This is a genomic window from Nocardioides dubius, from assembly GCF_039528155.1.
In the GTDB taxonomy this organism is placed as follows: domain Bacteria; phylum Actinomycetota; class Actinomycetes; order Propionibacteriales; family Nocardioidaceae; genus Nocardioides; species Nocardioides dubius.
The window spans coordinates 202,530-226,926 of the sequence record NZ_BAAALG010000013.1; the positions used below are offsets into that span (position 1 = coordinate 202,530).

A 24,397-nucleotide genomic window follows, 5' to 3' on the forward strand; every position below is an offset into this window, starting at 1 on the left:
CTTTTCGGAATCAGCTGAGCGCGTCGCGGACCGGCACGAACTTGGCCTGGGACTCGGCCAGCTCGGCCTCGGGCACCGAGTCGCCGACGATCCCGCAGCCGGCGAAGAGGCGGACGGTGTCGCCGTCCACCTCGCCGCTGCGCAGGGCGATGCCCCACTCGCCGTCACCGCTGGCGTCCATCCAGCCCACCGGGCCCGCATAGCGGCCCCGGTCCATGCCCTCGATCTCGGCGATCAGTGCGACCGCGGTCGTGGTCGGCGTGCCACCGACGGCGGCCGACGGATGCAGCGCCTCGGCCAGGCGCAGCGAGGAGACCGCGGCTCCGGCCTGGGCGCCGTCGTGGACGACCCCGGTGACGTCGGTGGCCAGGTGCATCACGTTGGGCAGGTGCAGCACGAACGGGACGTCGGGAACGTTCATCCCGGTGCAGTGCGGCTCCAGCGCCTCGGCCACCGAGCGCACCGCGTACTCGTGCTCCTCCAGGTCCTTCGAGGAGCGGGCCAGCGCCGCGGCCAGGGCGAGGTCGCGCTCGTCGTCACCGGTGCGGCGGATCGTGCCGGCCAGCACCCGCGAGGTGACCAGGCCGCGCTCGCGGCGCACCAGCATCTCCGGGGTGGCCCCGAACATCCCGTCGACGTGGAAGGTCCAGCAGGTCGGGTACTCCTCGGCGAGCCGGGCCAACGGCCACCGGACGTCGATCGGCGCGTCGGCGGTGGCCAGCAGGTCGCGGGCCAGCACCACCTTCTCCAGGTCGCCGCGGTTGATCCGGGCGACCGCCTCGGCGACCGCGCTCATCCACTCCTCGCCGTTGCGGGCGCCGTCCGCGAAGGTCACGGTGGGCGCATGCGGGGCGGGCTGGGGGCCGAGATCGGCGCTGGCGCCGTCGACGGTGGTCACCCAGGTCACCTCGCCGCGGCGGCCGACGACCACCTCCGGCATCACCAGCACCGAGTCGCCCGGCTCGTCGGCGAAGCCGAAGGTGCCGAAGCAGATCGGGCCGGTGCCGGGCTGGTCGACCTCGTCGATGATCTCGACGTTGGCGATCAGCTCGCTCCACCACTTGGCGGCGTCCGCGAACCGGGTGGGACCCGTGGTGCGGATGCTGGCCACGCTGCCCCAGCCGACCACGCCGTCACCGTGCCGCAGCCAGCTGAGCGGCGACTCGGCGGGAACGAGGTCGAGTAGCGAGCCGTCGATCGTGTCGACCGCGACGGTGGTGACCACCCGGGGTGCAGTGCCGCTCATGGCGGCTCAGCCTACGCCTGTAGGTGCCGCCGAGCGGTGCCTGGTGCCGATCTGCTCAGCTCCAGTAGACGATCACCTTGTCGCCCACCGCGACCTGGTCGAACAGCCACTCGATCCCGGCGCGGTCGCGGACGTTGACGCAGCCGTGGGAGGCGCCGGAGTAGCCGCGCGCGGCGAAGTCGGAGGAGTAGTGCACGGCCTGGCCGCCGGAGAAGAACATCGCGAACGGCATCTCGCTGTCGTAGAGCGAGGAGACGTGATAGCGCGACTTGCTCTGCACCGAGAACGCGCCTTCGCGGGTCGGGGTCGAGGAGGCTCCGAAGCGGACCTCGAGCGTCTGCTGGACCTCGCCGTCGACGACCCAGCGCACGGTGCGGCTGGACTTGTCGATGCAGAGCACACGGCCGGTGGTGCAGCGCGGGTCGAGCGCGGCGCCGGTGCTGGCCGACGGCGGGGCGAGGTTGAAGAGCTCCGCCTTGGTGGGCTCGTGGGTCATCGCCAGCAGCCGGTTCATGGTGCGCTGGTCGACCTCGCCGGTGACCGGGATCTCGCGCTTGGCCTGGAAGCCGCGAACCGCCTCGCGGGTGGTGGCGTCGTACTCCTCGCCGACCGGGCCGGAGAGCCAGGCGATCTGCTTGAGTCGCGCCTGCAGCTCGCGGACCTCGGCGCCGTCGTCGCCGGGGGAGAGGATCGCGGGCCCGGGGGTGAGCGCGGGCTTGGTGGGCTTCGGCTCCTGGGTGGGCTCGGGGTCCTCGGCGTCGCCGCCGGACGGCGGGGAGGTCTCGGGGGTGTCGGTGGCCTGGCCCGGATCAGGGGTCTGGGTGGCCTCGGGGGAGTCGGAGCCGTTCGGGGAGTCGCTGGTGGCCCCTTCGCCGGGATCCGTCGTCGCGGTGGCCCGCGGCGCGTCGGCATGGTCCGCGGAGCGGTCGTCCAGGTGCCGGGTGGCGTAACCGGCTCCATAGGCGATCACGATCAGCAAGGCGCCGACCAGGCTGGCCAGCAGGGTCATCCGCAGCGCTTTCATGCGTTCCTCCCGAGTCTCATCGAAGCAGTCACTCGTATTGACGCCGGAGTGCCCCAAAAGGTTGCACTCCATCGTGACGCACCGAAGGGGCAGAGCGTGGGACGCCGAGCCGTCGGGCATGTGCACCGAACGGGCGGGTGGATGCGCCGAGCCGTCACTTCCTCGCGGGGGTGATCCGATGCCGCCGATCCGAACCGCGCCGAGTACGGTTGCCCGGTGACCCGAGCCGACCTGGACAAGGACCCGCGCGACGTCCGACGCATGTTCGACGCCGTGGCGCGGCGCTATGACATCACCAACGACGTGCTGTCGCTCGGCCAGGACCGCCGGTGGCGCAAGGACGTGCTCGACGCCGTCGCACCACAGCCCGGTGAGCTGATCCTGGACCTGGCCGCCGGAACCGGCACCTCCAGCCAGCCGTTCGCGGACCGTGGCGCGACCGTGGTCCCGTGCGACTTCTCCCTCGGCATGCTCCAGGTGGGCAAGAAGGCCAAGCCGCACCTGGCCTTCACCGCCGGCGACGGCACCAAGCTGCCCTTCGCCGACGGCACCTTCGACGCGGTCACCATCTCCTTCGGGCTGCGCAACATCGTGAACACGGTGGCGGGCCTCTCCGAGCTGCGCCGGGTCACCAAGCCCGGTGGGCGCCTGGTGGTCTGCGAGTTCAGCCACCCGACGAACGTCCTGTTCCGCAAGGTCTACATCGAGTACCTGATGAAGGCGCTGCCCGCGGTCGCCCGCGCGGTGTCGTCGAGCCCGGACGCCTACGTCTACCTGGCCGAGTCGATCCGGGCCTGGCCCGACCAGCAGGGGCTGGCGCGGCTGATCCATCAGGCAGGCTGGAGCTCGTGCGAGATCCGCAACCTGTCGGGCGGCATCGTCGCGCTGCACCGCGCCTACGCCCACTGACCTTTCGCAAGGAGACCCGATGACCTCCTCCACTCCCAGCGGCGCCGGCTTCGACGCACAGGTGATCGTGGTGGGCGCGGGCCCGGCCGGTGCCGCGACCGCATTCCACCTGGCCAACGCCGGCGTCGACGTCCTGCTCCTGGAGAAGGGCACCTTCCCGCGCGACAAGATCTGCGGCGACGGGCTGACCCCGCGTGCGGTCAAGCAGCTGCTGGCGATGGGCTTCGACCTCGACGAGCCGGGCTGGCAGCGGAACAAGGGGCTGCGGATCGTCGGCGCCGGCCACCGCATCGAGCTGCCCTGGCCGGAGCTCGACTCGTTCCCGTCCTACGGCATGGCCCGGGCCCGGATGCAGCTCGACGAGCTGTTGGCCCGCCATGCGCAGAAGGCGGGTGCCCGGCTCCAGGAGCTGACCGCAGTGACCGGGCCGGTGCTCGATGAGCGCACCGGCCGCGTCGTCGGCGTCACGGCGAAGCCGGTCGACGAGCGTGGCCGCAAGGTGGGCGACGAGGTCACCTACCGGGCCCCGATCGTGGTCGGCTGTGACGGCGTCAGCGCCCGGTTGGCCACGGCGATGGGCATCGAGCGCCGGGAGAACCGGCCGATGGCGGTCGCCTGTCGCGCCTACTACACGACCCCGCTGCACGACGACGAGTGGATGGAGTCGTGGCTGGAGCTGTGGGACGGCAAGCCCGGCGAGAGCAACAAGCTGCCCGGCTACGGCTGGATCTTCCCGCTCGGCGACGGCACCGCCAACGTCGGCCTCGGCATCCTGAACACCTCTTCGGCCTTCCAGAACATGGACTACAAGGACTCGATGCGGCGCTGGCTGGCGCACGTCGACCCGGCCTTCGGGTTCACCGACGAGAACCTGGTCGCCCCGATCAAGTCGGCGGCGCTGCCGATGGGCTTCAACCGCAAGCCCCACTACGGCCGGGGCCTGCTCCTGGTCGGCGACTCCGGCGGCATGGTGAACCCGTTCAACGGCGAGGGCATCGACTACGCGCTGGAGGCGGGCCACATGGCCGCCGACACCATCGTCTCGGCGCTCGCGGTTCCGGAGGGAGCAGCCCGCGAGGCCGTTCTCTACGGCTACCAGAAGGCGCTCGACGACGCCTACGGCGGCTACTTCACCCTGGGCCGGGTCTTCGCCAAGATGGTCGGCAACCCCACCTTCATGAAGCAGGCGACCAAGTACGGCCTGCCGCGCAAGAGCCTGATGCGCTTCGTCCTCAAGCTGATGGCGAACCTCACCGATCCCCGCGACGGCGACGCCCACGACAAGATCATCAACGCGCTTGCGAAGGCCGCCCCCAACGCCTGACCTTCTCGATGGTCCTGACGAAAAGCCCCTGAGAACGCCGTTCTCAGGGGCTCTTCGTTCGTCAGCGCCGCCGAGTGGCACGAATCGCCGACTTCGCGATCCCGGACGACGAAGTCGCGGCTTGGCGTCGTCTGCTCGCCGCTGCCGAACGTTCGGCACCTCTCGTGCGGCGTGTCGGGGGCCGTTCGTCAGGGACTATCCCCACGGAGGGCAATTAGGGCATGCCGGTGTTGGGTAATTCCCTTTGAGGGCACGGGATGCGGGAATTTTCGAAACGGTTGCGGTTTGCCCTTCACCAATGTGATTCATGCCTCATAGGATGTGACCTACGTCATTCGTGAATGCATTCACAAAGTCTGGGGAGGTCACCATGGAGCTCTACACCCCGGTCCTCGGACTGGTCATCCTGGCCACCGGCTTCGCTGTCTTCTCGATCGTGATGAGCATGGCCACCGGGCCGAGCCGCTACAACCGGGCCCGCCTCGACGCCTATGAGTGCGGCATCGAGCCGACGCCTCAGGCGGTCGGCGGGGGCCGCTTCCCGGTGAAGTACTACATCACCGCGATGCTCTTCATCGTCTTCGACATCGAGATCATCTTCCTCTACCCGTGGGCCGTCCACTACGACGCGATGGGCTTCTTCGGCCTCGTCGAGATGGTCATCTTCATCGCCACGGTCTTCGTCGCCTATGCGTATGTATGGCGGCGCGGCGGCCTGGACTGGGACTGAGGGCCGAGATGCACTGCACATGCCTGCGTTCTCGTCGGTCGTCGACCGCTCCGCTGCGCTCCGCACGGAGGTCGCCTTCCCTCCTCGGCCTTGGCCTGCACAGCGCCTCCCAACCCTCAGCTCAACCCTCAGCTCAACCCTCAGTGGAGCTGAGTGCGCGACGTTCTGATCGGAGTCTGTGATGGGTATTGAGGAGAAGCTCCCGAGCGGGGTGCTGCTGACCACGGTCGAGGGCGTGGCCGGGTACATGCGCAAGGCCTCCTTCTGGCCGGCGACCTTCGGCCTGGCCTGCTGCGCGATCGAGATGATGACCTCCGGCGGGCCCAAGTACGACCTCTCCCGGTTCGGGATGGAGGTGTTCCGGGCCAGCCCGCGCCAGGCGGACCTGATGATCGTGGCCGGCCGGGTCAGCCAGAAGATGGCGCCGGTGCTGCGGCAGATCTACGACCAGATGGCCGAGCCCAAGTGGGTGCTGGCGATGGGCGTCTGCGCCAGCAGCGGGGGGATGTTCAACAACTACGCCGTCGTCCAGGGCGTCGATCACGTGGTGCCGGTGGACATGTACCTGCCCGGCTGCCCGCCGCGCCCGGAGATGCTGATCGACGCGATCCTCAAGCTGCACGACCAGGTCCAGCACACCAAGCTGGGCAAGAACCGCCGCGACCAGATCGTCGAGCTGGAGGCGGCCGGGCTGGTCGCGCTGCCGACCTCCGACCAGCGGGGGTTGTTGCGATGACGGAGAGCCAGGGCAAGGAGATCGTCGAGGCGGACGCCGCACTCGGCGGCGAGCAGATCGGCCAGCGCACGGGGATGTTCGGCAGCAACGGCTCCGGCGACACCTCCGGCTACGGCGGGCTGGTCGCGCCGAAGGTCTTCCCCGGCGCGGCGACCCGGCCATACGGCGGCTGGTTCGACACCGTGGCCGATGCCCTCGGCGACCTGGTCGAGCGGGTGGTCATCCACCGTGGCGAGGTCACCTTCCACGTGCCGCGCGGCTCGCTCTACGCCGCGATGGAGAAGCTGCGCAACGATCCCGCCCTGCGCTTCGAGTTCTCCGCGGGCGTCAGCGGCGTCCACTACCCCGACGACGCCGGCCGCGAGCTGCACGCCGTCTACAGCCTGCTCTCGATGAGCTACAACCGCCGGATCCGGGTCGAGACCACCTGCCCGGACGGCGACCCGCACCTGCCCAGCACGGTGGCCCTCTATCCCACCCATGACTGGCACGAGCGCGAGGCCTGGGACTTCTTCGGCCTGATCTTCGACGGCCATCCCGCCCTGGCCCGGATCCAGATGCCCGACGACTGGCCGGGGCACCCGCAGCGCAAGGACTACCCGCTCGGCGGCATCCCCGTGGAGTACAAGGGCGGAACCGTGCCCCCGCCGGACCAGCGCAGGAGCTACAACTGATGGTGTCGACAAGCTCAACCAACGCGAACAGCACCGACGCCTACGCAGGCGCCTCCGAGACGACCAGCGGCCGGGTCTACACGTTGACCGGCCAGGACTGGGACACCCTGGTCGAGGGGATCGGCGAGCATGCCGACGAGCGGGTCGTGGTCAACATGGGGCCGCAGCACCCCTCCACCCACGGTGTGCTCCGGCTGATCCTCGAGCTCGAGGGCGAGACGGTGACCGAGGCCCGGTGCGGCATCGGCTACCTGCACACGGGCATCGAGAAGAACATGGAGTACCGCACCTGGACGCAGGGCGTCACGTTCTGCACCCGGATGGACTACCTTTCCCCGTTCTACAACGAGATGACCTACGTGCTCGGCGTGGAGAGACTTCTCGACATCACCGACGACGTGCCGGAGAAGGCACAGGTGATGCGGGTCCTGCTGATGGAGCTCAACCGGATCTCCAGTCACCTGGTCGCGATCGCCACCGGCGGCATGGAGATCGGCGCGCTGACCGTGATGACGATCGGCTTCCGCGAGCGTGAGCTGGTGCTCGACCTCTTCGAGCTGATCACCGGGCTGCGGATGAACCATGCGTTCTTCCGCCCCGGCGGGGTCGCCCAGGATCTGCCGGCCGGAGCGCTGGACGAGATCCGCGGCTTCATCACCCTGATGAAGAAGCGGTTGCCCGAGTATGCGGCGCTGTGCAACGCCAACCCGATCTTCAAGGCTCGCCTCGAAGGCGTCGGCCACCTCGATCTCGAGGGCTGTCTGGCGCTCGGCATCTCGGGCCCGGTGCTGCGCTCCACCGGCTATGCCTGGGACCTGCGCAAGACGCAGCCCTACAGCGGCTACGAGACGTACGACTTCGACGTCCAGACCTGGGACACCTGCGACTCCTACGGCCGCTTCCGGATCCGGCTCAACGAGATGCACGAGTCGCTGCGGATCGTCGAGCAGTGCGTGGATCGCCTTGCGGGGCTGGACGGAGCCCCGGTGATGGTGGCCGACAAGAAGATCGCCTGGCCCAGCCAGCTGGCGATCGGCTCCGACGGCATGGGCAACAGCCTCGACCACATCCGGCACATCATGGGTGAGTCGATGGAGGCGCTGATCCACCACTTCAAGCTGGTCACCGAGGGCTTCCGGGTGCCGGCGGGGCAGGCGTACGTGCCGGTGGAGTCGCCGCGCGGCGAGCTCGGCGCGCACGTGGTCAGCGACGGCGGCACGCGGCCGTACCGGGTGCACTTCCGCGACCCGTCGTTCACCAACCTGCAGGCGACGAGCGTGATGAGCGAGGGCGGCATGGTGGCCGACGTGATCGTCGCGATCGCCAGCATCGACCCGGTAATGGGAGGGGTGGACCGATGACCGCGTCCGAGGCGAGCCAGGGACCGATGAGCTCGGCGATCACCGACGCCACGCTCGCCGAGCTCGCGGAGATCGCTGCGCGCTACCCCGAGGCCCGCTCCGGCCTGCTGCCGATGCTGCACCTGGTGCAGAGCGCTCAGGGCCGGATCACCCCGGAGGGAATCCAGGCCTGCGCCGACCTGCTCGGCATCACCGCGGCCGAGGTCTCCGGCGTGGCCACCTTCTACACCATGTACAAGCGCCGCCCGGTCGGTGACTTCCACGTCGGCGTCTGCACCAACACGCTCTGCGCGGTGATGGGCGGAGACCTGATCTTCGAGCGCCTCAAGCAGCACCTCGACGTCGGCAACGACGAGGTCGCCGAGCGCCGTCCGGGCGATCAGGCCACCGTCTCGCTCGAGCACGTGGAGTGCAATGCGGCCTGCGACTACGCCCCGGTGGTGATGGTCAACTGGGAGTTCATGGACAACCAGACGCCGACGTCGGCGACCGATCTGGTCGACGACCTGCGGGCCGGTGTCGAGGTCTCCTCGACCCGCGGTCCGCGGCTGTGCACCTGGCGCGAGGCCGAGCGGGTGCTGGCCGGATTCGACGACGGCCGTGCGGACGACGGCCCTGCCGCGGGCGCTGCATCCCTTGCCGGCTTGGAGATCGCGCGCGAGAACGACTGGAGCGCGCCACGCGCCGACGGCGAGGAGGCAGCACGGTGACCGACACCCTGACCCCGGTCCTGACCGCGAACTGGGGCGACGACCGGTCCTGGTCACTGGCCGCCTACGAGGCGCGCGGCGGCTACGGCGCCCTGCGCAAGGCGCTGACCGAGCTGCAGCCCGACGACGTGATCACGATGGTCAAGGACTCGGGCCTGCGCGGGCGCGGCGGCGCGGGCTTCCCGACCGGGATGAAGTGGAGCTTCATCCCGCAGGACCTGCCCAAGCCCAAGTACCTGGTGGTCAACGCCGACGAGTCGGAGCCGGGGACCTGCAAGGACATCCCGCTGATGATGGCGAGTCCGCACACGCTGGTCGAGGGCGTCATCCTGTCGGCCTACGCGATCCGCGCCAACCACGCGTTCATCTATGTGCGCGGCGAGGTGCTGCACGTGATCCGGCGGCTGCAGAACGCCGTCCGCGAGGCCTACGCCGCCGGGCACCTGGGCAAGGACGTGCACGGCTCGGGCTACGACCTCGACCTGGTCATCCACGCCGGTGCCGGTGCCTACATCTGCGGCGAGGAGACCGCCCTGCTCGACTCGCTGGAGGGGCGCCGCGGCCAACCGCGGCTCCGCCCGCCGTTCCCCGCCGTCGCCGGCCTCTACGCGAGCCCGACCGTGATCAACAACGTCGAGTCGATCGCCTCGGTCCCGGCGATCGTGGCCAACGGCGCCGAGTGGTTCTCCGCGATGGGCACCGAGAAGTCCAAGGGCCATGTGATCTACAGCCTGTCCGGGCACGTGAAGCGTCCCGGCCAGTACGAGGCGCCGTTGGGGATCACCCTGCGCGAGCTGCTCGACCTCGGCGGCGGCATCCGGGAGGGTCACGAGCTGAAGTTCTGGACGCCCGGTGGCTCCAGCACGCCGCTGCTGACCGCCGAGCACCTCGACATGCCGCTGGACTACGAGTCGGTCGGGGCGGCCGGCTCGATGCTGGGCACCCGCGCGCTGCAGATCTTCGACGAGACCACCTGCGTGGTACGAGCGGTGTTGCGCTGGACCGAGTTCTACAAGCACGAGTCGTGCGGCAAGTGCACGCCGTGTCGTGAGGGCACCTGGTGGCTGGTGCAGAACCTCGCCAAGATGGAGGCCGGCACGATCGCCCCCGAGGACGGCGAGAAGATGCTCGCGCTGCTGCTCGACCAGTGCGACAACATCCTCGGGCGCTCCTTCTGCGCGCTCGGCGACGGCGCGACCAGCCCGATCACCTCCTCGATCCAGTACTTCCGCGAGGAGTACCTGGCGCACCTGACCAACCGCGGCTGCCCGTTCGATCCGGTCGCGTCCACGTTGTTCGCCGCGGAAGGAGCATCCGTATGAGCGCCGGAGCGCCCGAGAGGGCCGACCTGGTCACGCTGAGCATCGACGGTGTCGCGGTGAGCGTTCCCCCGGGCACGCTGGTGATCCGGGCGGCGGAGCAGATCGGCGTGCAGATCCCGCGCTTCTGCGATCACCCGCTGCTCGCGCCGGTCGGCGCCTGCCGCCAGTGCCTGGTGGAGGTGGCCCTGCCCGGCCCGGACGGCGAGCTGCGGCAGATGCAGGGCCCGCCCGGCCGGATGAAGCCGCAGGCCTCCTGCACGCTGGTGGCCTCCGAGGGCATGCAGGTCAACACGCAGCTCACCTCGCCGGGCGCCGACAAGGCGCAGCACGGGGTGATGGAGGCCCTGCTGATCAACCACCCGCTGGACTGCCCGGTCTGCGACAAGGGCGGCGAGTGCCCCTTGCAGAACCAGGCGATGAGCAACGGCCAGGGGGAGTCCCGCTTCGCGGAGACCGGGGGCACCAAGCGCACGTTCGTGAAGCCGATCCAGATCTCCGAGCAGATCCTGCTGGACCGCGAGCGCTGCATCGTCTGCCAGCGGTGCACCCGGTTCGCCGAGGAGATCGCCGGCGACCCGTCCATCGAGCTCGTCGAGCGCGGAGCGCACCAGCAGATCGGCATCGCCGAGGGCGTGCCGTTCGACTCCTACTTCTCCGGCAACGTGATCCAGATCTGCCCGGTCGGCGCGTTGACCAGCGCGGAGTACCGCTTCCGCTCGCGGCCCTTCGACCTGGTCTCCTCACCGGGAGTCACCGAACACGATGCCAGCGGCGCCGCGATCCGGGTCGACCACCGGCGCGGCAAGGTGGTCCGGCGGATGGCCGGCAACGACCCCGAGGTCAACGAGGAGTGGATCACCGACAAGGACCGCTTCGGCTTCCAGTACGCGCGCGCCGCGGACCGGCTCAGCCACCCGCTGGTGCGCGACGGGGCGAGCGGTGAGCTGCGAGCGGCCTCCTGGCCGGAGGCGTTCGCGGTGGCTGCGCGTGGCCTGGCGGCAGCCCGCGACACCCGAGGCGTCGGGGTGCTCACGGGTGGCCGGCTGATCGCCGAGGACGCCTACGCCTACGCCAAGTTCGCGCGTCTGGCGCTCGGCACCAACGACATCGACTTCCGGGCCCGTCCGCACTCGGCAGAGGAGGCCGCCTTCCTGGCCAGCGACGTGGTCACCACAATGCCGGTCACCTACCGCGACCTCGAGCAGGCCGGCACGGTGCTGCTGGTCGGCCTGGAGCCGGAGGACGAGGCGGGAGCGATCTTCCTGCGGCTGCGCAAGGCCCAGCAGAGCGGCACCAGGGTGATCACGCTGGCGCCGCTCACCACCCGCGGCTCCGCCAAGCTCGCCGCTCGGGTGATCCCGGTCGCGCCCGGCGACGAGGCACAGGCCCTGCGGTCGCTCGGCGAGGAGGGGCTCCTGGATGCGGGCTCGGTGATCCTGGCGGGGGAGCGGCTGGCCACCAGTCCGGGTGCGCTCGCCGCTGCTGCCGAGCTGGCCCGCAGCGCAGGTGCCCGGTTGGCCTGGGTGCCGCGCCGGGCCGGTGACCGGGGCGCGTTGGAGGCCGGCTGCCTTCCGGGTCTGCTGCCCGGCGGTCGCCCGGTGGCGGACGCCGCGGCACGCGTCGACGTCGCCACGGCGTGGGGCGTGCCCCACCTGCCGGAGGCCGCCGGGCGCGACACCTCGGAGATCCTCGCGGCCCTGGCCGGCAAGGAGCTGAGCGGGGTCGTCGTTGCGGGGGTCAGCCTCGACGACCTGCCCGACCCGCAGGCCGCGCGGGCCGCCTTGGCGGCGGCCGACTTCGTGGTCGCCCTCGACCTGCGCAGCACCGAGATCACCGCGCTCGCCGATGTCGTCCTCCCGGTCGCGCCGACCAGCCACAAGGCCGGCACCTTCGTGAACTGGGAGGGCCGCCCGCGCTCCTTCGCCGCCGCGCTGAGTGCGCCCGGCGTGCTGCCGGACCTGCGCTCGCTGGCCGGGATCGCCGAGGAGATGGGCGCCCCGCTCGGCTTCCGCACCGTCGAGGAGGCACAGCGCGAGATGGCCGACCTCGGCCCCTGGGACGGCGCCCGTGCCGCAGCCCTCGAGCCGGCGCAGGCGAAGCCGAGACGCCTTGCCGCCAACAGGTTCTGGCTCGCCACCTGGAAGCAGTTGATCGACAACGGCGTGATGCAGGACGGCGACAAGGCCCTGGCGGCGACCGCGCGTCCGGCCGTGGCCAAGGTGTCGGCGTCGACGGCTAACGCGTTGCAGGGCGCGGTCGCGCTCACCCTCACCGGTGACCGCGGCGAGGTCACCCTGCCGTACGAGGTCGCCGACCTCGCCGACGACGTGGTCTGGGTGCCGGCCAACAGCCTGGGCAGCGGCGTCCTGGCGGGCCTCGCCTCGCCAGGCTCCGCGGTGACGGTGAAGGGAGCTCGACTGTGATCCCCGCTGTGGTGCCGATGGCCACCGAGCCGCTGGCCTCGTTCGGCAACGACCCGGTCTGGCTGATCGCGGTGAAGTCGCTGCTGATCTTCGTGGTCCTGGTGCTGCTCACCCTGTTCAACATCTGGTTCGAGCGGCGCGTGGTGGCTCGGATGCAGCATCGCGTCGGTCCCAACGTGCACGGGCCCTTCGGTCTGCTGCAGTCGCTGGCGGACGGTGTGAAGCTCGCGCTCAAGGAGGACATCATCCCGAAGGCCGCCGACAAGGTGGTCTTCATCCTGGCCCCGATCCTGGCCGCCATCCCCGCCTTCGTGACCTTCGCGGTGATCCCGTTCGGCCCGGAGGTCAACCTGTTCGGCGAGCGCACCCCGTTGCAGCTCACCGACATGCCGGTGGCGGTGCTCTTCGTGATGGCGATCGCCTCGATCGGCATCTACGGGATCGTGCTCGGCGGTTGGTCCTCGGGCTCCACCTACTCGCTGCTCGGCGGCCTGCGCTCCAGCGCGCAGATGATCTCCTACGAGGTCGCCATGGGCCTGGCCCTGGTGGCGGTCTTCCTCTACGCCGGCTCGATGTCCACCTCGGAGATCGTCGCCGCCCAGGACGACGTCTGGTTCGCCTTCGTGCTGGTGCCCTCCTTCGTGATCTACGTGATCGCGATGGTGGGCGAGACCAACCGCGCCCCCTTCGACCTTCCGGAGGCCGAGGGCGAGCTGGTGGGCGGGTTCCACACCGAGTACTCGTCATTGAAGTTCGCGCTCTTCTTCCTCGCCGAGTACATCAACATGGCCACCGTCTCGGCGCTGGCCACCACGCTCTTCCTCGGCGGCTGGCACGCGCCCTGGCCGATCTCCCAGATCTGGGAGGGCTCCAACGAGGGCTACTGGCCGCTGTTGTGGTTCTTCTCGAAGATGTACCTGTTCATCTTCATGTTCATCTGGCTGCGCGGCTCCCTGCCGCGGCTGCGCTACGACCAGTTCATGGCCTTCGGCTGGAAGCGGCTGATCCCGATCTCGCTGGTGTGGATCGTCGCGGTGGCGACCATCCGCGCGGCCACCCTGGACGACGGGCTGACCCGCAACCAGCTGCTCGCGGTGCTGGGCGTCGGCGTCGCGGTCTTCCTGGTGCTCTTCCTGATCCCGGACAAGAAGGCCGAGGCCGTCGAGCCCGAACCCGATCCCGGCACCCGGCCCGGAGGCTTCCCGGTGCCGCCCATGCCGACCGGCGGCGCGGTCCGTGGGGCCGCTGCACCGCTCACCTTCCGAGAGGAGAAGTGATGGCAGACTCGCCCAACCTCAAGGAGCAGTTGATCGACCCGATCGCGGGGTTCGGAGTCACCTTCCGGACCATGTTCCGCAAGGTGGTCACCGAGCAGTACCCGTTCGAGAAGAACCCGACCGCGCCGCGCTTCCACGGCCGCCACCAGCTCAACCGCTGGCCCGACGGGCTGGAGAAGTGCGTGGGCTGCGAGCTGTGCGCCTGGGCCTGCCCGGCCGACGCGATCTACGTCGAGGGAGCCTCCAACGACGACGCCGCCGACGAGCGGTTCTCGCCCGGCGAGCGGTACGGCAGGGTCTACCAGATCAACTACCTGCGCTGCATCCTGTGCGGCCTGTGCATCGAGGCCTGTCCGACCCGGGCGCTCACCATGACCAACGAGTACGAGCTGGCCGACTCCTCGCGGGAGTCGTTGATCTACGAGAAGAACGACCTGCTCGCGCCGTTGCTGCCCGGCATGGAGCAGCCGCCGCACCCGATGCGGCTCGGCGACGACGAGGGCGACTACTACCGCGGGGCGTACCGCAAGCCCGCCGAGGGCGAGGTGTCTCAGTGACGGCCTTCTGGATCCTCGCGCCGGTCATGGTGATCGCCGCCCTCGGCATCCTCTTCGTGCGCAAGGCCGTGCACGCCGCCCTGCTGCTGGCCGTGGTGATGGTCTCGCTGGCCGTCCTCTACGCCGCGCTGGAGGCGCCGTTCCTGTTCGCGGTGCAGATCATCGTCTACACCGGCGCGATCCTGATGCTCTTCCTCTTCGTGCTGATGCTGGTCGGCGTCGACGCCTCCGACTCGGTGGTGGAGACGATCCGGGGCCAGCGCCTGCTGGCCACCGTGGTGGGACTGCTCTTCGGTGCGACGCTGGTGATCTCCCTGTCCCAGTTGACGTTCGGCACCGTGGTCGGTCTCGACGCCGCCAACGAGGGCGGCAACGTGGAGGCCCTGGCGAACCTGCTCTTCAGCCGCTACGTCTTCGCCTTCGAGACCACCTCGGCACTGCTGATCACCGCAGCCATGGGCGCGATGCTGCTGGCGCACCGCGAGCGGCTCACCGCCAAGCTCGGCCAGCGGGAGCAGGCCGCGCAGCGGATGGCCGACTACGCCGAGACCGGCCGGCACCCGGGGCCGCTGCCGGCACCCGGTGTCTTCGCGCGGCACAACGCGGTCGACACTCCGGCACTGCTGCCCGACGGATCGCCGTCCCAGGCCTCGATCTCGCGGGTGCTCGCTGCCCGCGGTGCGGTGCGCACCGCTCCGGTCGAGCAGATCAACGAGGTGCTGCGCCAGCTCGGTGCCCGCGAGGTCGGCCCTGCGCCGTCCACGCAGGTGAGCCAGGAGGAGCCGGTGATCGCAGACGACGCCGCTCCCGCGCCGCCGGCCGAGGCGCCCGGCGACATCTCACGCCCCGACCTGGCCGGCGAGCCGGAGGGAGACGCCTGATGCAGACCGAGCCCTACATCCTGCTCTCGGCGATCCTCTTCACCATCGGCTGCATCGGCGTCCTGGTGCGGCGCAACGCGATCGTGGTCTTCATGTGCGTGGAGCTGATGCTCAACGCCTCGAACCTCGCGCTGGTCACCTTCGCCAAGGCCAACGGCAACCTGGAGGGGCAGATCGCAGCCTTCTTCGTGATGGTGGTCGCGGCAGCCGAGGTGGTGGTGGGCCTGGCCATCATCATGACCATCTTCCGTGCCCGCCGCTCGGCCTCGGTCGACGACGCCAGCCTGCTGAAGTACTGAGGTGAGTTGAGTTGCTGACGACACTGACCACCCTGCCCGCACCCGCCGTCGCGGACGGCGTCTTCGCCCTCGGCTGGCTGGTGATCGCGCTGCCGCTGGCAGGTGCCGCGATCCTGCTGGTCGGCGGACGCCTCACCGACGCCTGGGGCCACCTGCTCGGCACCGCCACCGCCGTGGCCTCCTTCGGCGTCGGCCTGGCCATGTTCATCGCGCTGCTCGGCGAGGACGCCGAGCACCGGCAGTACGCCGACCACCTGTGGACCTGGTTCCAGGTCGGCGGTCTCGACGTCGGGATGGACCTGCTCTACGACCCGCTCTCGGCGCTCTTCGTGCTGCTGATCACCGGGGTCGGCTCGCTGATCCACATCTACTCGATCGGCTACATGGCGCACGACCCCCGTCGCCGCCGGTTCTTCGGCTACCTCAACCTCTTCATCGCGGCCATGCTGATGCTGGTGCTGGCCGGCAACTACCTCGGCGTCTTCCTGGGCTGGGAGGGCGTGGGCCTGGCCTCCTACCTGTTGATCGGCTTCTGGCAGCACAAGGACTCCGCGGCCGCGGCGTCGAAGAAGGCCTTCGTGATGAACCGGGTCGGCGACGTCGGGATGGTGCTGGCGATCAGCCTGATGTTCGTCACCTTCGGCGCCACCGGCTTCGCGGCGGTCGCCGCCGGCGTCGGCGGCGCGAGCGAGGCGACGCTCAACGCGATCGGCCTGCTCCTGCTGCTGGGCGCCTGCGGCAAGAGCGCCCAGGTTCCCTTGCAGGGCTGGCTCCTCGACGCGATGGAGGGCCCGACCCCGGTCTCGGCGCTGATCCACGCAGCGACCATGGTCACCGCCGGCGTCTACCTGATCACCCGCTCCAACTTCATCTTCGAGAACGCGCCCGCCGCCCAGACCGCCGTCGTCATCGTCGCCGTGGTCACCCTGTTGTGGGGCGCGATCATCGGTTGCGCCAAGGACGACATCAAGAAGGCCCTGGCCGGCTCCACGATGAGCCAGATCGGCTACATGATGCTCGGCGCAGGCCTCGGCGTGGCCGGGTACGCGTTCGCGATCTTCCACCTGATCACCCACGGCTTCTTCAAGGCGAACATGTTCCTCGGCGCCGGCTCGGTGATGCACGCGATGGACGACGACGTCGACATGCGGCACTACGGCGCACTGCGCAAGGTCGTCCCGGTCACCTTCCTCACCTTCGCGATGGGCTACCTGGCGATCATCGGCTTCCCGGGCTTCTCCGGGTTCTGGTCGAAGGACAAGCTGATCGAGACGGCGTTCGTGGAGAACACGGTGGTCGGAGTGGCGGCCCTGCTGGGCGCCGGCATCACCGCGTTCTACATGACCCGGCTGATGCTGATGACCTTCTTCACCGACAAGCGCTGGGCCGATCCGCAGACCGGCAAGGAGCCGCACCCGCACGAGTCGCCCGCGGTGATGACGTTCCCGCTGATCGTGCTGGCGGCGCTCTCCATCTTCGGTGGCGTGATGCTGGCCGGCGACTGGATCGTCGAGTGGCTGGAGCCCGTGGTCGGCCATGCCGAGCACCATGATCCGCCGATCCCGGCTCTCGCGTTGACCGCGATCATCGTCGCGGTGGTCGCCCTCGGCGTGGCGATCGCCTGGTTCACCGTCGGCAAGCGCGAGGTGCCGCGCACGGCTCCGTCCGACGTCTCGGTGCTCACCAAGGCGGCACGCGCCGACCTCTACGGCGACGCGATCAACGACACCCTGGTGGTCGGCCCGACGATGGCGCTGGCCCGTGGGCTGCAGACCTTCGACGACACCGTGGTCGACGGCGCCGTGGAGGGTCAGGGCCTGGCCACCAGCGGCATAGCCGGCCTGGTCCGCAAGGTGCAGAACGGCTACGTCCGCTCGTATGCGCTCTCCATCCTGCTCGGTGCGGCGCTGGTCGTCCTGGCCCTTCTGGCGGTGAACTGGTGATGAACGACTTCCCCTGGCTCAGTGTGCTCGGCCTGGTCCCGCTGGCCGGCGCGCTGCTGACCGCGCTGACGCCGTCGAGGCCCGGTGCCGTGCTGCCCAAGCAGCTGGCCCTGGGCACCTCCCTGGTCACCCTGGCGCTCGCCGTCGTCGTCGCGTTGCGCTACGAGCCCGACGAGGGCATGCAGCTCACCGAGACGCACACCTGGATCGAGGCGTTCGGCGCCCACTACGCGCTCGGCGTGGACGGCATCGGGCTCTCCCTGGTGCTGCTCACCGTGGTCCTGCTCCCGGTGGTGGTGCTGGCCTCGTGGAACGACGCGGACGACAAGGACACCTCGGCGTTCTTCGGCTGGATGCTGGCGCTGGCCGGACTCGCGCTCTTCGTCTTCATGGCCCAGGACGTCTTCCTCTTCTACGTCGTCTTCGAGGCCACGCTGATCCCGGCGTACTTCCTGATCGGCTCCTACGGTCACGGCGCCGAGCGGGCGCACGCGGCGATGAAGTTCCTGCTCTACATGCTGGCCGGCGGTCTGATCATGCTGGCCTCGGTGGTCGGCCTGTACGCCGTCTCCGCGGCCAACGGCGAGCCCACCTACCTGATCTCCGAGCTCGCCGCGATGGGCTTCGACAAGGAGACCGGCCGCTGGCTCTTCGCCGGCTTCTTCATCGCCTTCGCGATCAAGGCGCCGCTCTTCCCGGTGCACACCTGGCTGCCCAGCACCACCGGCAACGCGACGCCGGGGACCTCGGTTCTGCTGATCTGCGTGCTGGACAAGATCGGCACCTACGGCATGCTCCGGTTCTGCCTGGAGCTCTTCCCCGAGGCCTCGAGGTGGGCGACCCCGCTGGTGGTCACCCTCGCCGTGATCAGCATCGTCTACGGAGCCCTGCTGGCGATCGTCTCCGACGACATGCTCAAGCTGATCGGCCTGACCTCGCTCTCGCACTTCGGCCTGATCACGCTGGGGATCTTCGTGATGAGCACCCAGGGCATGTCCGGGGCGACCTTCTACATGGTCAACCACGGCATCGCCACGGCCGTGCTCTTCCTGGTCGCCGGCTACCTGATCCGGCGCAGCGGCTCGCAGCTGATCAGTGAGCACGGCGGAGTGGAGAAGCACGCGCCGGTGTTGGCCGGGCTCTTCCTGCTCGGCGGTCTCGGCACCCTCGGCCTGCCCGGCCTCTCGCCGTTCGTCTCGGAGTTCCTGGTGATCCTGGGAGCCTTCGACTACCACTGGGTGGTCGGCGCCTTCGCGGTCACCGCGATCGTGCTCGCCGCCGTCTACGTGCTGCGGATGTACCAGCGGTTGATGACCGGGCCGGCCGGCCCGGAGGTCGCCGACCTGCAGGTGCGCGAGGTCACCGCGATCGCCCCGCTGGTGCTGGTGATGGTGGTGCTCGGCTTCTACCCGCAGCCCGTGCTCGACGTGATCAACCCCGCCATCGACGCGGTCATGGTCAGCGTCGATGAGACCGACGATCCACCGACTGTGCCGATCGGCGAGGTGGTCATGGAGCAGACGAACGAGGAGGTGCACCAGTGATCGACTTCGCCAAGCCGTCCCTGGAGTACAGCGAGCTCTGGCCGCTGCTGGTGATCTTCGCGGTCGCCTGCGTCGGGGTGATCATCGAGGCGTTCGCCCCGCGCGCGGTCCGCTACCTGGCCCAGGTCTCCCTGGCGCTGATCGGCTCCGTCGTCGCGCTGGTCGGCGTGATCATGATCGGCATCGACCACGACAACGGCGACAGCCTGGACGGCGCGGTGGTCGCGATGGGCGCGATCGTCGTCGACGGTCCGGCGATCTTCGTCTGGGGGCTGCTGCTGGTGATCGCGATCGCCGGCACCCTGCTCTTCGCGGAGCGGCGCCTGGAGGGCGGCGTCAGCGCGTTCGCCGGACAGGCCGCCGCGGTGCCCGGTTCGGAGGCCGAGCAGGAGGCGGTGGCGCACCGGCTCGACCACACCGAGGTCTACCCGCTGCTGATGTTCGCCGTCGCCGGGATGATGCTCTTCGCCGCGGCCGCCGACCTGCTGGCCTTCTTCGTCGCGCTCGAGGTGCTCTCGCTCCCGCTCTACCTGCTGACCGGTCTCGCGCGTCGCCGTCGCCTGCTCAGCCAGGAGGCGGCCCTCAAGTACTTCCTGCTCGGCGCCTTCTCCTCGGGCTTCGTGATCTACGGCATCGCCCTGGTCTACGGCTACTCCGGGACGATGAGCTACGCCGGCATCCACGAGGCGATCGCCAACAACGCCGACAACCGGCCGCTGCTGCTGGTGGGCCTCGGCCTGATCAGCGTCGGCCTGCTCTTCAAGATCGGCGCGGCGCCGTTCCAGGCCTGGACGCCCGACGTCTACCAGGGCGCCCCCACCCAGGTCACCGCGTTCATGGGTGCGGCCACCAAGGTGGCGGCGTTCGCGGCGATGATGCGCCTGTTCTACGTCGCCTTCGGCTCCGAGCGCTGGACCTGGGTGCCGGTGCTCGCGGTGATCGCGGTGCTCACCATGGTGGTGGGCGCGCTGCTGGCGATCGCGCAGAGCGACGTGAAGCGGATGCTCGCCTACTCCTCGATCACCCATACCGGCTTCCTGCTCACCGGCCTGATCGGTGCCCGGGCCAGTGGCGACCTGGCGGACGGCCAGATCACCTCCACCCAGGCGGTGCTCTTCTACCTGGTCACCTACTCGTTCATGACGCTCGGCGCGTTCGCCGTGGTCTCGCTGGTGCGCGACTCCGGCGGCGAGACCACGCAGATGGCCCGCTGGGCGGGCCTGGGCAAGGAGTCGCCGCTGGTCGCGGGAGTCTTCGCGCTCTTCCTGCTCGGCTTCGCGGGAATCCCGTTGACGGCGGGCTTCGCCGGCAAGTGGGCGGTCTTCGCCTCGGCGATGTCGGCGGGACAGTGGCAGGTCGTGGTGGCCGCGGTGCTGACCAGCGCGTTGGCCGCGTTCTTCTACATCCGGGTGATCGTGGTGATGTTCTTCTCCGAGCCGGAGGGCGAGGGTCCGAGCGTGGCGCTGCCGAGTCTGGCGACGAGCGTTACTATCGGGTTCGGCGTCCTGGCTACTGTGATTCTCGGCGTGTTGCCCGGGCCGATGCTCGACCTAGCGGCCCATGCGGGAGAATTCATCAGGTGACCACCAGCAACGCAGCCGAAACTCCTACGGCACTCGCTCTGCCGATCCTCGACGAGGACCTCGCCAACCGGCTTCGCCGGCGGATGGCGGTCGTCGAGGACGCCCTGGCGGGGCACGTCCGCAGTGAGGCCGAATTCGTGACCACCGCGGCTCGGCATCTGATGGAGGCCGGCGGCAAGCGCTTCCGTCCGCTGCTGGTGCTGCTCGCTGCCGAGGCCGGCACGACGCCCGAGTCCGACGACGTGCTGACGGCAGCCTGTGTGGTCGAGCTGACCCACCTGGCCTCGCTGTACCACGACGACGTGATGGACGAGGCCGCGCTGCGCCGCGGGGCTGACTCCGCCAACGCGCGCTGGGACAACCACATCGCGATCCTGACCGGCGACTTCCTCTTCTCGAAGTCGTCGGAGCTGACCGCCGAGCTCGGTGCCGACGCGGTCCGGATCCAGGCGCAGACCTTCACCCGCCTGGTGGAGGGCCAGATCCTGGAGACCGTCGCACCCGCCGAGGGGGCCGACCCGCTCGAGCACCACCTGCGGGTGATCGCCGGCAAGACCGGCGCCCTGCTCGCCACCTCGGCGCGTTACGGCGCTCGCTTCGGCGGTGCGTCGCGTGAGATCGAGGAGGCACTGTCCGCCTACGGTGAGATCGTCGGCGCCGCGTTCCAGATCTCCGACGACATCCTCGACATCGCCTCGGAGACCGACGAGTCGGGCAAGACGCCGGGCACCGACCTGCGCGAGGGCGTGCCGACGCTGCCGGTGCTGCTCGTCCAGCGCTCCACCGACCCGGCGGACGACCGGCTCAAGGAGCTTCTCGCCGCCGATCTCTCCGACGACGACGCCCTCGCCGAAGCGCTGGGCCTGCTGCGCAAGCACCCGGCGATGGACGAGGCCAAGGCCTATGTGGTCGGTCGGGCCGCCGAGGCCAAGGCGTTGCTCGCGGCGCTGCCGCTCGGTCCGGTGCGCGAGGCGCTGGAGGCCTTCGCCGACGCCGTGGCGATCCGCTCCGCCTGAGCGCACAGTTCCTGTCGCGGGTCGGTGTGCGTGGCTTGCCAGGCCTGGCGACGCTGGCTTGGGTCCGGCTGGGACACTTGGTTCCCGGGTGCCGGTGGTCGGTCCCGGGAAGGAAGTAGCGCGGCATGAACGCCACGAAGGGCCGCTTCGGCGCGGGCACGATCGGTCTGGTCATCGCACTGTTGGCGGTGGTCGGCGGTGCCGTCTGGTGGTTCGGCGTGCGTGAGGCCCCGCTGGACGACGACGTCGTGCTGCAGTACGGCGACGACGTGGTCCAGGTCGACGAGTTCCAGCAGCGCAGTGCCGCGCTGATCGCGATCCACGGGCTCCAGGTGCCGACCGATGCCGGGGCGCTCGAGGTCTTCCAGCGGCAGATGGCGAAGTCGATCGCCGTCACCGAGATCCTGGACGCGACCGCCAGCGAGCGCGGGATCGAGGTCGCCGATGCCGAGGTCGAGAAGACCCTCGCCGACCTGATCACGACCCTGGGCAGCACCCCGGAGAAGTTCACCGAGTACCTCGCCGCGACCGGGACCACCGAGGAACAGGTGCTGACCGAGCTGCGCCGGCAGATGGCTGCGCAGAAGCTCTATGCCGAGGTGACGGCGTCCGCTGAGCCGGTGGCGGAGTCGCAGCTCAAGACCGCCTACGAGTCGGCCGCCGGTCATCTGGGCACCCCGGAGACCCGCGTGGTGCGCTCGATCGTGGTCAAGGACAAGGCAGCCGCCCGCGCCGTCCTGACCCGGCTCCAGGGAGGTGCCTCGTTCGCGGCGCTGGCCGAGGAGGTCTCCATCGACAAGGCCACCGCTGACGAGGGCGGCCTGCTGGGCGAGTTCGCCGAGGAGGACCTCGAGGACGCCTACGCCGAGCTGGCCTTCTCGGCGAAGGCCGGGGAGCTGTTCGGGCCGGTCAAGACCTGGTCGGGCTGGCACGTGGGCCGCGTCGACGAGATCAAGCCGGCGAAGACGCCGACCTTCGACGAGGCCAAGGGCGACCTGCGCGAGAAGGTCGAGCAGCAGCGCGCGGTCGAGGTCTGGGAGAGCTGGCTCGGCAAGCAGCTCAAGGACGCCGACCTGCGCTACGGCGACGACTACCGCCCCGCGGACCCCGACGACCCCACCGGCGTCACCCCGACCACCTGACCCGCCCGCCCTCCCAGCTGGTCCGCTACTAGGAGATAGTCCCTGACGTTTTCGTGGTTTTCGCGTCTGAGAACCACGAAAACGTCAGGGACTATCCCGATTTTGGGGCGCGTGGGGCTGATGGGGTGAAGCGGGTGAGAAGGTCAGTCGTCCTCGGGGGTGGGCTGGGGCTCGAGGCTGCGCTTGGCGGAGGCCAGCGCCGAGCCGGCCTGGTAGGCGAGGTCGGCGGCCTGGTCGAGGAAGCGCTGGCACTCGGCCACGTTCTCGGCCGCCAGCTCGGGGTGCTCGCCTGAGGCGGCCGCGGTGGCGAGGGTCTCGCCGAACTCGACCAGCACCTCCGGGAGGAGGTGGCCGGCGACCGACAGGTGTCCCAGCATGGCGCGCATGGTGCTGGGCGTGGCGACCTCGGCGCTGATCTGCTTCATCGCGCGGATCGACTCGTAGAGCAGTTCTGCGTCCTGGACGACGTTGAGTTCGTCGATCTCGTTGGGCATGGCGATACTCCGCGGCTCGGGGGATGGTCTCCCTCCATCCCGTCACCCGATTGTATGACCCAGGTCACGTGCGGGTTGGCCGAAGCGGTCCAACTGGGGCCCATTGCCCACTTTATCTAAAGCCGTTAGGCTCGCCTCGATTCGTCGTGCGATGGAGGTGGAGACGGTGGGTGCAGCTCCCGGGAGTCCGGAGGAGTTCGCGGCTTGCTATCAGCGTCACGTGGACCTGGTGGTGGCCGGAGATCAGGCGGGGGTGCTCGCCGACATGGCGCCCGGCGCAGTGCCGGCGGTCTTCGCAGGTGTGGACCTGCCAGGCGCGCAGGTCGAGGCGGCCGAGGTCGTCGCGGTGCAGGTCGACGGCGCACGGGCCGTGGGCCGGGCCCGGTACCGGGCGCCGGGCCGCGAGATCGGCCTGGAGTCGCACTGGGGCTACGACGGCTCGGCCTGGAAGGCCGACGGGCTGGCCAACTTCGACCTGGCCGAGAGCGGGCCGGCGTGAGCGCCCCCGCAGCCTCCGGCTCGACGCTCCCGCTGCCCTGCGGGCCGGCCGCCGACGGCAACGACGCCGCCTTCTGGGAGGGCCTGCGCGACGGCCGGCTGGTGCTGCCGCGCTGCACGGCATGCGGTACCTGGCGTGAGCCCGGCCGGGTGATCTGCGCCGAGTGCTGGTCGTTCGCGAGCGAGTGGGCCGGGGTGTCCGCGCGAGGCCGGGTCTTCACCTGGTGCCGCAGCCAGCGCGACTTCATGGACGATCTCGACGTCCTCGCTCCCTATGACACGGTAGTGGTCGCGCTGGACGACGTCCCGGTGCGCCTGCTCGGGCTGCTGGTCGACGACGTCGAGGAAGCGCCCGCCATCGGCCAGGTGGTCGTCGGCGCCATCGTGCAGCCCGCGAACGCGGCCTGGCCGGTCCTGCGCTGGGCACGCACCGAGGGGGCGCGATGAGGGGCGCGAGCGCCGTCGTCGGCGTCTCCGAGTTCCACTATCCCCGAGGCAAGGCGCCGAGCGGAGAGCGCCAGATGATCCTGCGCGCGATCCTCGAGGCGTGCGCGGACGCCGGCATCTCGCCCCGCGAGGTCGACGGCTTCTGCTCCTATGCGGGTGGCGACAACAGCGGTCCGGTGCTCGCCTCGGACCTGGGGGTGGACGAGCTGCGCTGGTCGAGCATGGTCTGGGGTGGTGGCGGCGGCGGCGTGGCGGCC

Annotated in this window: 23 protein-coding genes and 1 pseudogene; 21 read left to right on the forward strand and 3 right to left on the reverse strand. The window is 69.9% G+C overall.

Going from position 1 to position 24,397, the window contains the following annotated elements:
- Nucleotides 1-10 precede the first annotated feature (10 nt).
- Nucleotides 11-1,246 carry an isochorismate synthase gene (locus tag ABD151_RS18130; protein ID WP_343996225.1) on the reverse strand — a complete coding sequence of 412 codons (1,236 nt, stop codon included), beginning with the start codon at nt 1,244-1,246 and terminating at the stop codon, nt 11-13.
- A 55-nt stretch (nt 1,247-1,301) separates the two neighbouring features.
- Nucleotides 1,302-2,270, reverse strand: coding sequence for a L,D-transpeptidase family protein (locus ABD151_RS18135; RefSeq protein ID WP_343996226.1), 969 nt, complete (start codon nt 2,268-2,270; stop codon nt 1,302-1,304).
- A gap of 216 nt (nt 2,271-2,486) precedes the next feature.
- Here ABD151_RS18135 and ABD151_RS18140 point away from each other — a divergent pair, with 216 nt between their 5' ends.
- From ABD151_RS18140 to ABD151_RS18225, 18 genes are all read left to right on the forward strand, one after another.
- Nucleotides 2,487-3,179: a demethylmenaquinone methyltransferase gene (locus ABD151_RS18140; RefSeq protein WP_343996227.1), complete on the forward strand. Its 693-nt coding sequence runs from the start codon at nt 2,487-2,489 to the stop codon at nt 3,177-3,179.
- A 19-nt stretch (nt 3,180-3,198) separates the two neighbouring features.
- Nucleotides 3,199-4,503 (forward strand): geranylgeranyl reductase family protein, encoded by a 1,305-nt coding sequence (locus ABD151_RS18145; RefSeq protein WP_343996228.1) that lies wholly within the window; start codon nt 3,199-3,201, stop codon nt 4,501-4,503.
- A gap of 370 nt (nt 4,504-4,873) precedes the next feature.
- Entirely contained in the window at nt 4,874-5,233 is a 360-nt protein-coding gene (locus tag ABD151_RS18150; protein WP_343996229.1) for an NADH-quinone oxidoreductase subunit A, read from the forward strand.
- Nucleotides 5,234-5,414: 181 nt separating this feature from the next.
- Entirely contained in the window at nt 5,415-5,969 is a 555-nt protein-coding gene (locus ABD151_RS18155) for a NuoB/complex I 20 kDa subunit family protein (RefSeq protein WP_343996230.1), read from the forward strand.
- Nucleotides 5,966-6,643, forward strand: a complete 678-nt coding sequence (locus tag ABD151_RS18160; RefSeq protein ID WP_343996231.1) for an NADH-quinone oxidoreductase subunit C — start codon at nt 5,966-5,968, stop codon at nt 6,641-6,643. The genes ABD151_RS18155 and ABD151_RS18160 overlap by 4 nt, the downstream gene beginning before the upstream one ends.
- A gap of 83 nt (nt 6,644-6,726) precedes the next feature.
- A complete protein-coding gene (locus tag ABD151_RS18165) occupies nt 6,727-8,004 on the forward strand; it encodes an NADH-quinone oxidoreductase subunit D (protein ID WP_343996441.1) in 1,278 nt (425 codons plus the stop codon).
- Nucleotides 8,001-8,714, forward strand: coding sequence for an NADH-quinone oxidoreductase subunit NuoE (nuoE, locus tag ABD151_RS18170; RefSeq protein ID WP_343996232.1), 714 nt, complete (start codon nt 8,001-8,003; stop codon nt 8,712-8,714). The genes ABD151_RS18165 and nuoE overlap by 4 nt, the downstream gene beginning before the upstream one ends.
- Nucleotides 8,711-10,036: an NADH-quinone oxidoreductase subunit NuoF gene (gene nuoF / locus ABD151_RS18175; protein WP_343996233.1), complete on the forward strand. Its 1,326-nt coding sequence runs from the start codon at nt 8,711-8,713 to the stop codon at nt 10,034-10,036. The genes nuoE and nuoF overlap by 4 nt, the downstream gene beginning before the upstream one ends.
- Complete coding sequence (locus ABD151_RS18180) at nt 10,033-12,459, forward strand: NADH-quinone oxidoreductase subunit G (protein ID WP_343996234.1); 2,427 nt, start codon at nt 10,033-10,035, stop codon at nt 12,457-12,459. Before nuoF ends, ABD151_RS18180 begins: the two co-directional genes overlap by 4 nt.
- 17 nt (nt 12,460-12,476) lie before the next feature.
- Entirely contained in the window at nt 12,477-13,736 is a 1,260-nt protein-coding gene (gene nuoH / locus ABD151_RS18185; protein ID WP_343996442.1) for an NADH-quinone oxidoreductase subunit NuoH, read from the forward strand.
- The gene (gene nuoI / locus ABD151_RS18190) at nt 13,736-14,293 is read left to right on the forward strand and encodes an NADH-quinone oxidoreductase subunit NuoI (RefSeq protein ID WP_343996235.1); all 558 of its coding nucleotides are present in this window, start codon (nt 13,736-13,738) and stop codon (nt 14,291-14,293) included. The genes nuoH and nuoI overlap by 1 nt, the downstream gene beginning before the upstream one ends.
- Nucleotides 14,290-15,174 (forward strand): NADH-quinone oxidoreductase subunit J, encoded by an 885-nt coding sequence (locus ABD151_RS18195; protein ID WP_343996236.1) that lies wholly within the window; start codon nt 14,290-14,292, stop codon nt 15,172-15,174. Before nuoI ends, ABD151_RS18195 begins: the two co-directional genes overlap by 4 nt.
- Nucleotides 15,174-15,473 (forward strand): NADH-quinone oxidoreductase subunit NuoK, encoded by a 300-nt coding sequence (nuoK, locus tag ABD151_RS18200; protein WP_343996237.1) that lies wholly within the window; start codon nt 15,174-15,176, stop codon nt 15,471-15,473. Before ABD151_RS18195 ends, nuoK begins: the two co-directional genes overlap by 1 nt.
- Before the next feature lie 14 nt (nt 15,474-15,487).
- Nucleotides 15,488-17,416, forward strand: a complete 1,929-nt coding sequence (gene nuoL / locus ABD151_RS18205; protein ID WP_343996443.1) for an NADH-quinone oxidoreductase subunit L — start codon at nt 15,488-15,490, stop codon at nt 17,414-17,416.
- Nucleotides 17,416-18,960 (forward strand): NADH-quinone oxidoreductase subunit M, encoded by a 1,545-nt coding sequence (locus ABD151_RS18210; protein WP_343996238.1) that lies wholly within the window; start codon nt 17,416-17,418, stop codon nt 18,958-18,960. Before nuoL ends, ABD151_RS18210 begins: the two co-directional genes overlap by 1 nt.
- Entirely contained in the window at nt 18,960-20,543 is a 1,584-nt protein-coding gene (gene nuoN, locus ABD151_RS18215) for an NADH-quinone oxidoreductase subunit NuoN (protein WP_343996444.1), read from the forward strand. Before ABD151_RS18210 ends, nuoN begins: the two co-directional genes overlap by 1 nt.
- A gap of 83 nt (nt 20,544-20,626) precedes the next feature.
- Nucleotides 20,627-21,559, forward strand: coding sequence for a polyprenyl synthetase family protein (locus tag ABD151_RS18220; protein WP_343996445.1), 933 nt, complete (start codon nt 20,627-20,629; stop codon nt 21,557-21,559).
- Nucleotides 21,560-21,684: 125 nt separating this feature from the next.
- The gene (locus ABD151_RS18225; RefSeq protein WP_343996239.1) at nt 21,685-22,701 is read left to right on the forward strand and encodes a peptidylprolyl isomerase; all 1,017 of its coding nucleotides are present in this window, start codon (nt 21,685-21,687) and stop codon (nt 22,699-22,701) included.
- A gap of 143 nt (nt 22,702-22,844) precedes the next feature.
- Here ABD151_RS18225 and ABD151_RS18230 read toward each other — a convergent pair whose 3' ends face one another.
- On the reverse strand, nt 22,845-23,195 hold the full coding sequence (locus ABD151_RS18230; RefSeq protein WP_343996240.1) for a hypothetical protein: 351 nt from the start codon (nt 23,193-23,195) through the stop codon (nt 22,845-22,847).
- 166 nt (nt 23,196-23,361) lie between these two features.
- On the opposite strand from ABD151_RS18230, the gene ABD151_RS18235 reads away from it, so the two are divergent.
- The 3 genes and pseudogenes from ABD151_RS18235 to ABD151_RS18245 all read left to right on the forward strand — a co-directional run.
- Complete coding sequence (locus tag ABD151_RS18235) at nt 23,362-23,694, forward strand: hypothetical protein (protein ID WP_343996241.1); 333 nt, start codon at nt 23,362-23,364, stop codon at nt 23,692-23,694.
- The gene (locus tag ABD151_RS18240; RefSeq protein ID WP_343996242.1) at nt 23,691-24,140 is read left to right on the forward strand and encodes a Zn-ribbon domain-containing OB-fold protein; all 450 of its coding nucleotides are present in this window, start codon (nt 23,691-23,693) and stop codon (nt 24,138-24,140) included. The genes ABD151_RS18235 and ABD151_RS18240 overlap by 4 nt, the downstream gene beginning before the upstream one ends.
- A pseudogene (locus tag ABD151_RS18245) lies at nt 24,137-24,397 on the forward strand (hypothetical protein); the annotation flags it as partial. The gene ABD151_RS18240 and the pseudogene ABD151_RS18245, both read left to right, overlap by 4 nt.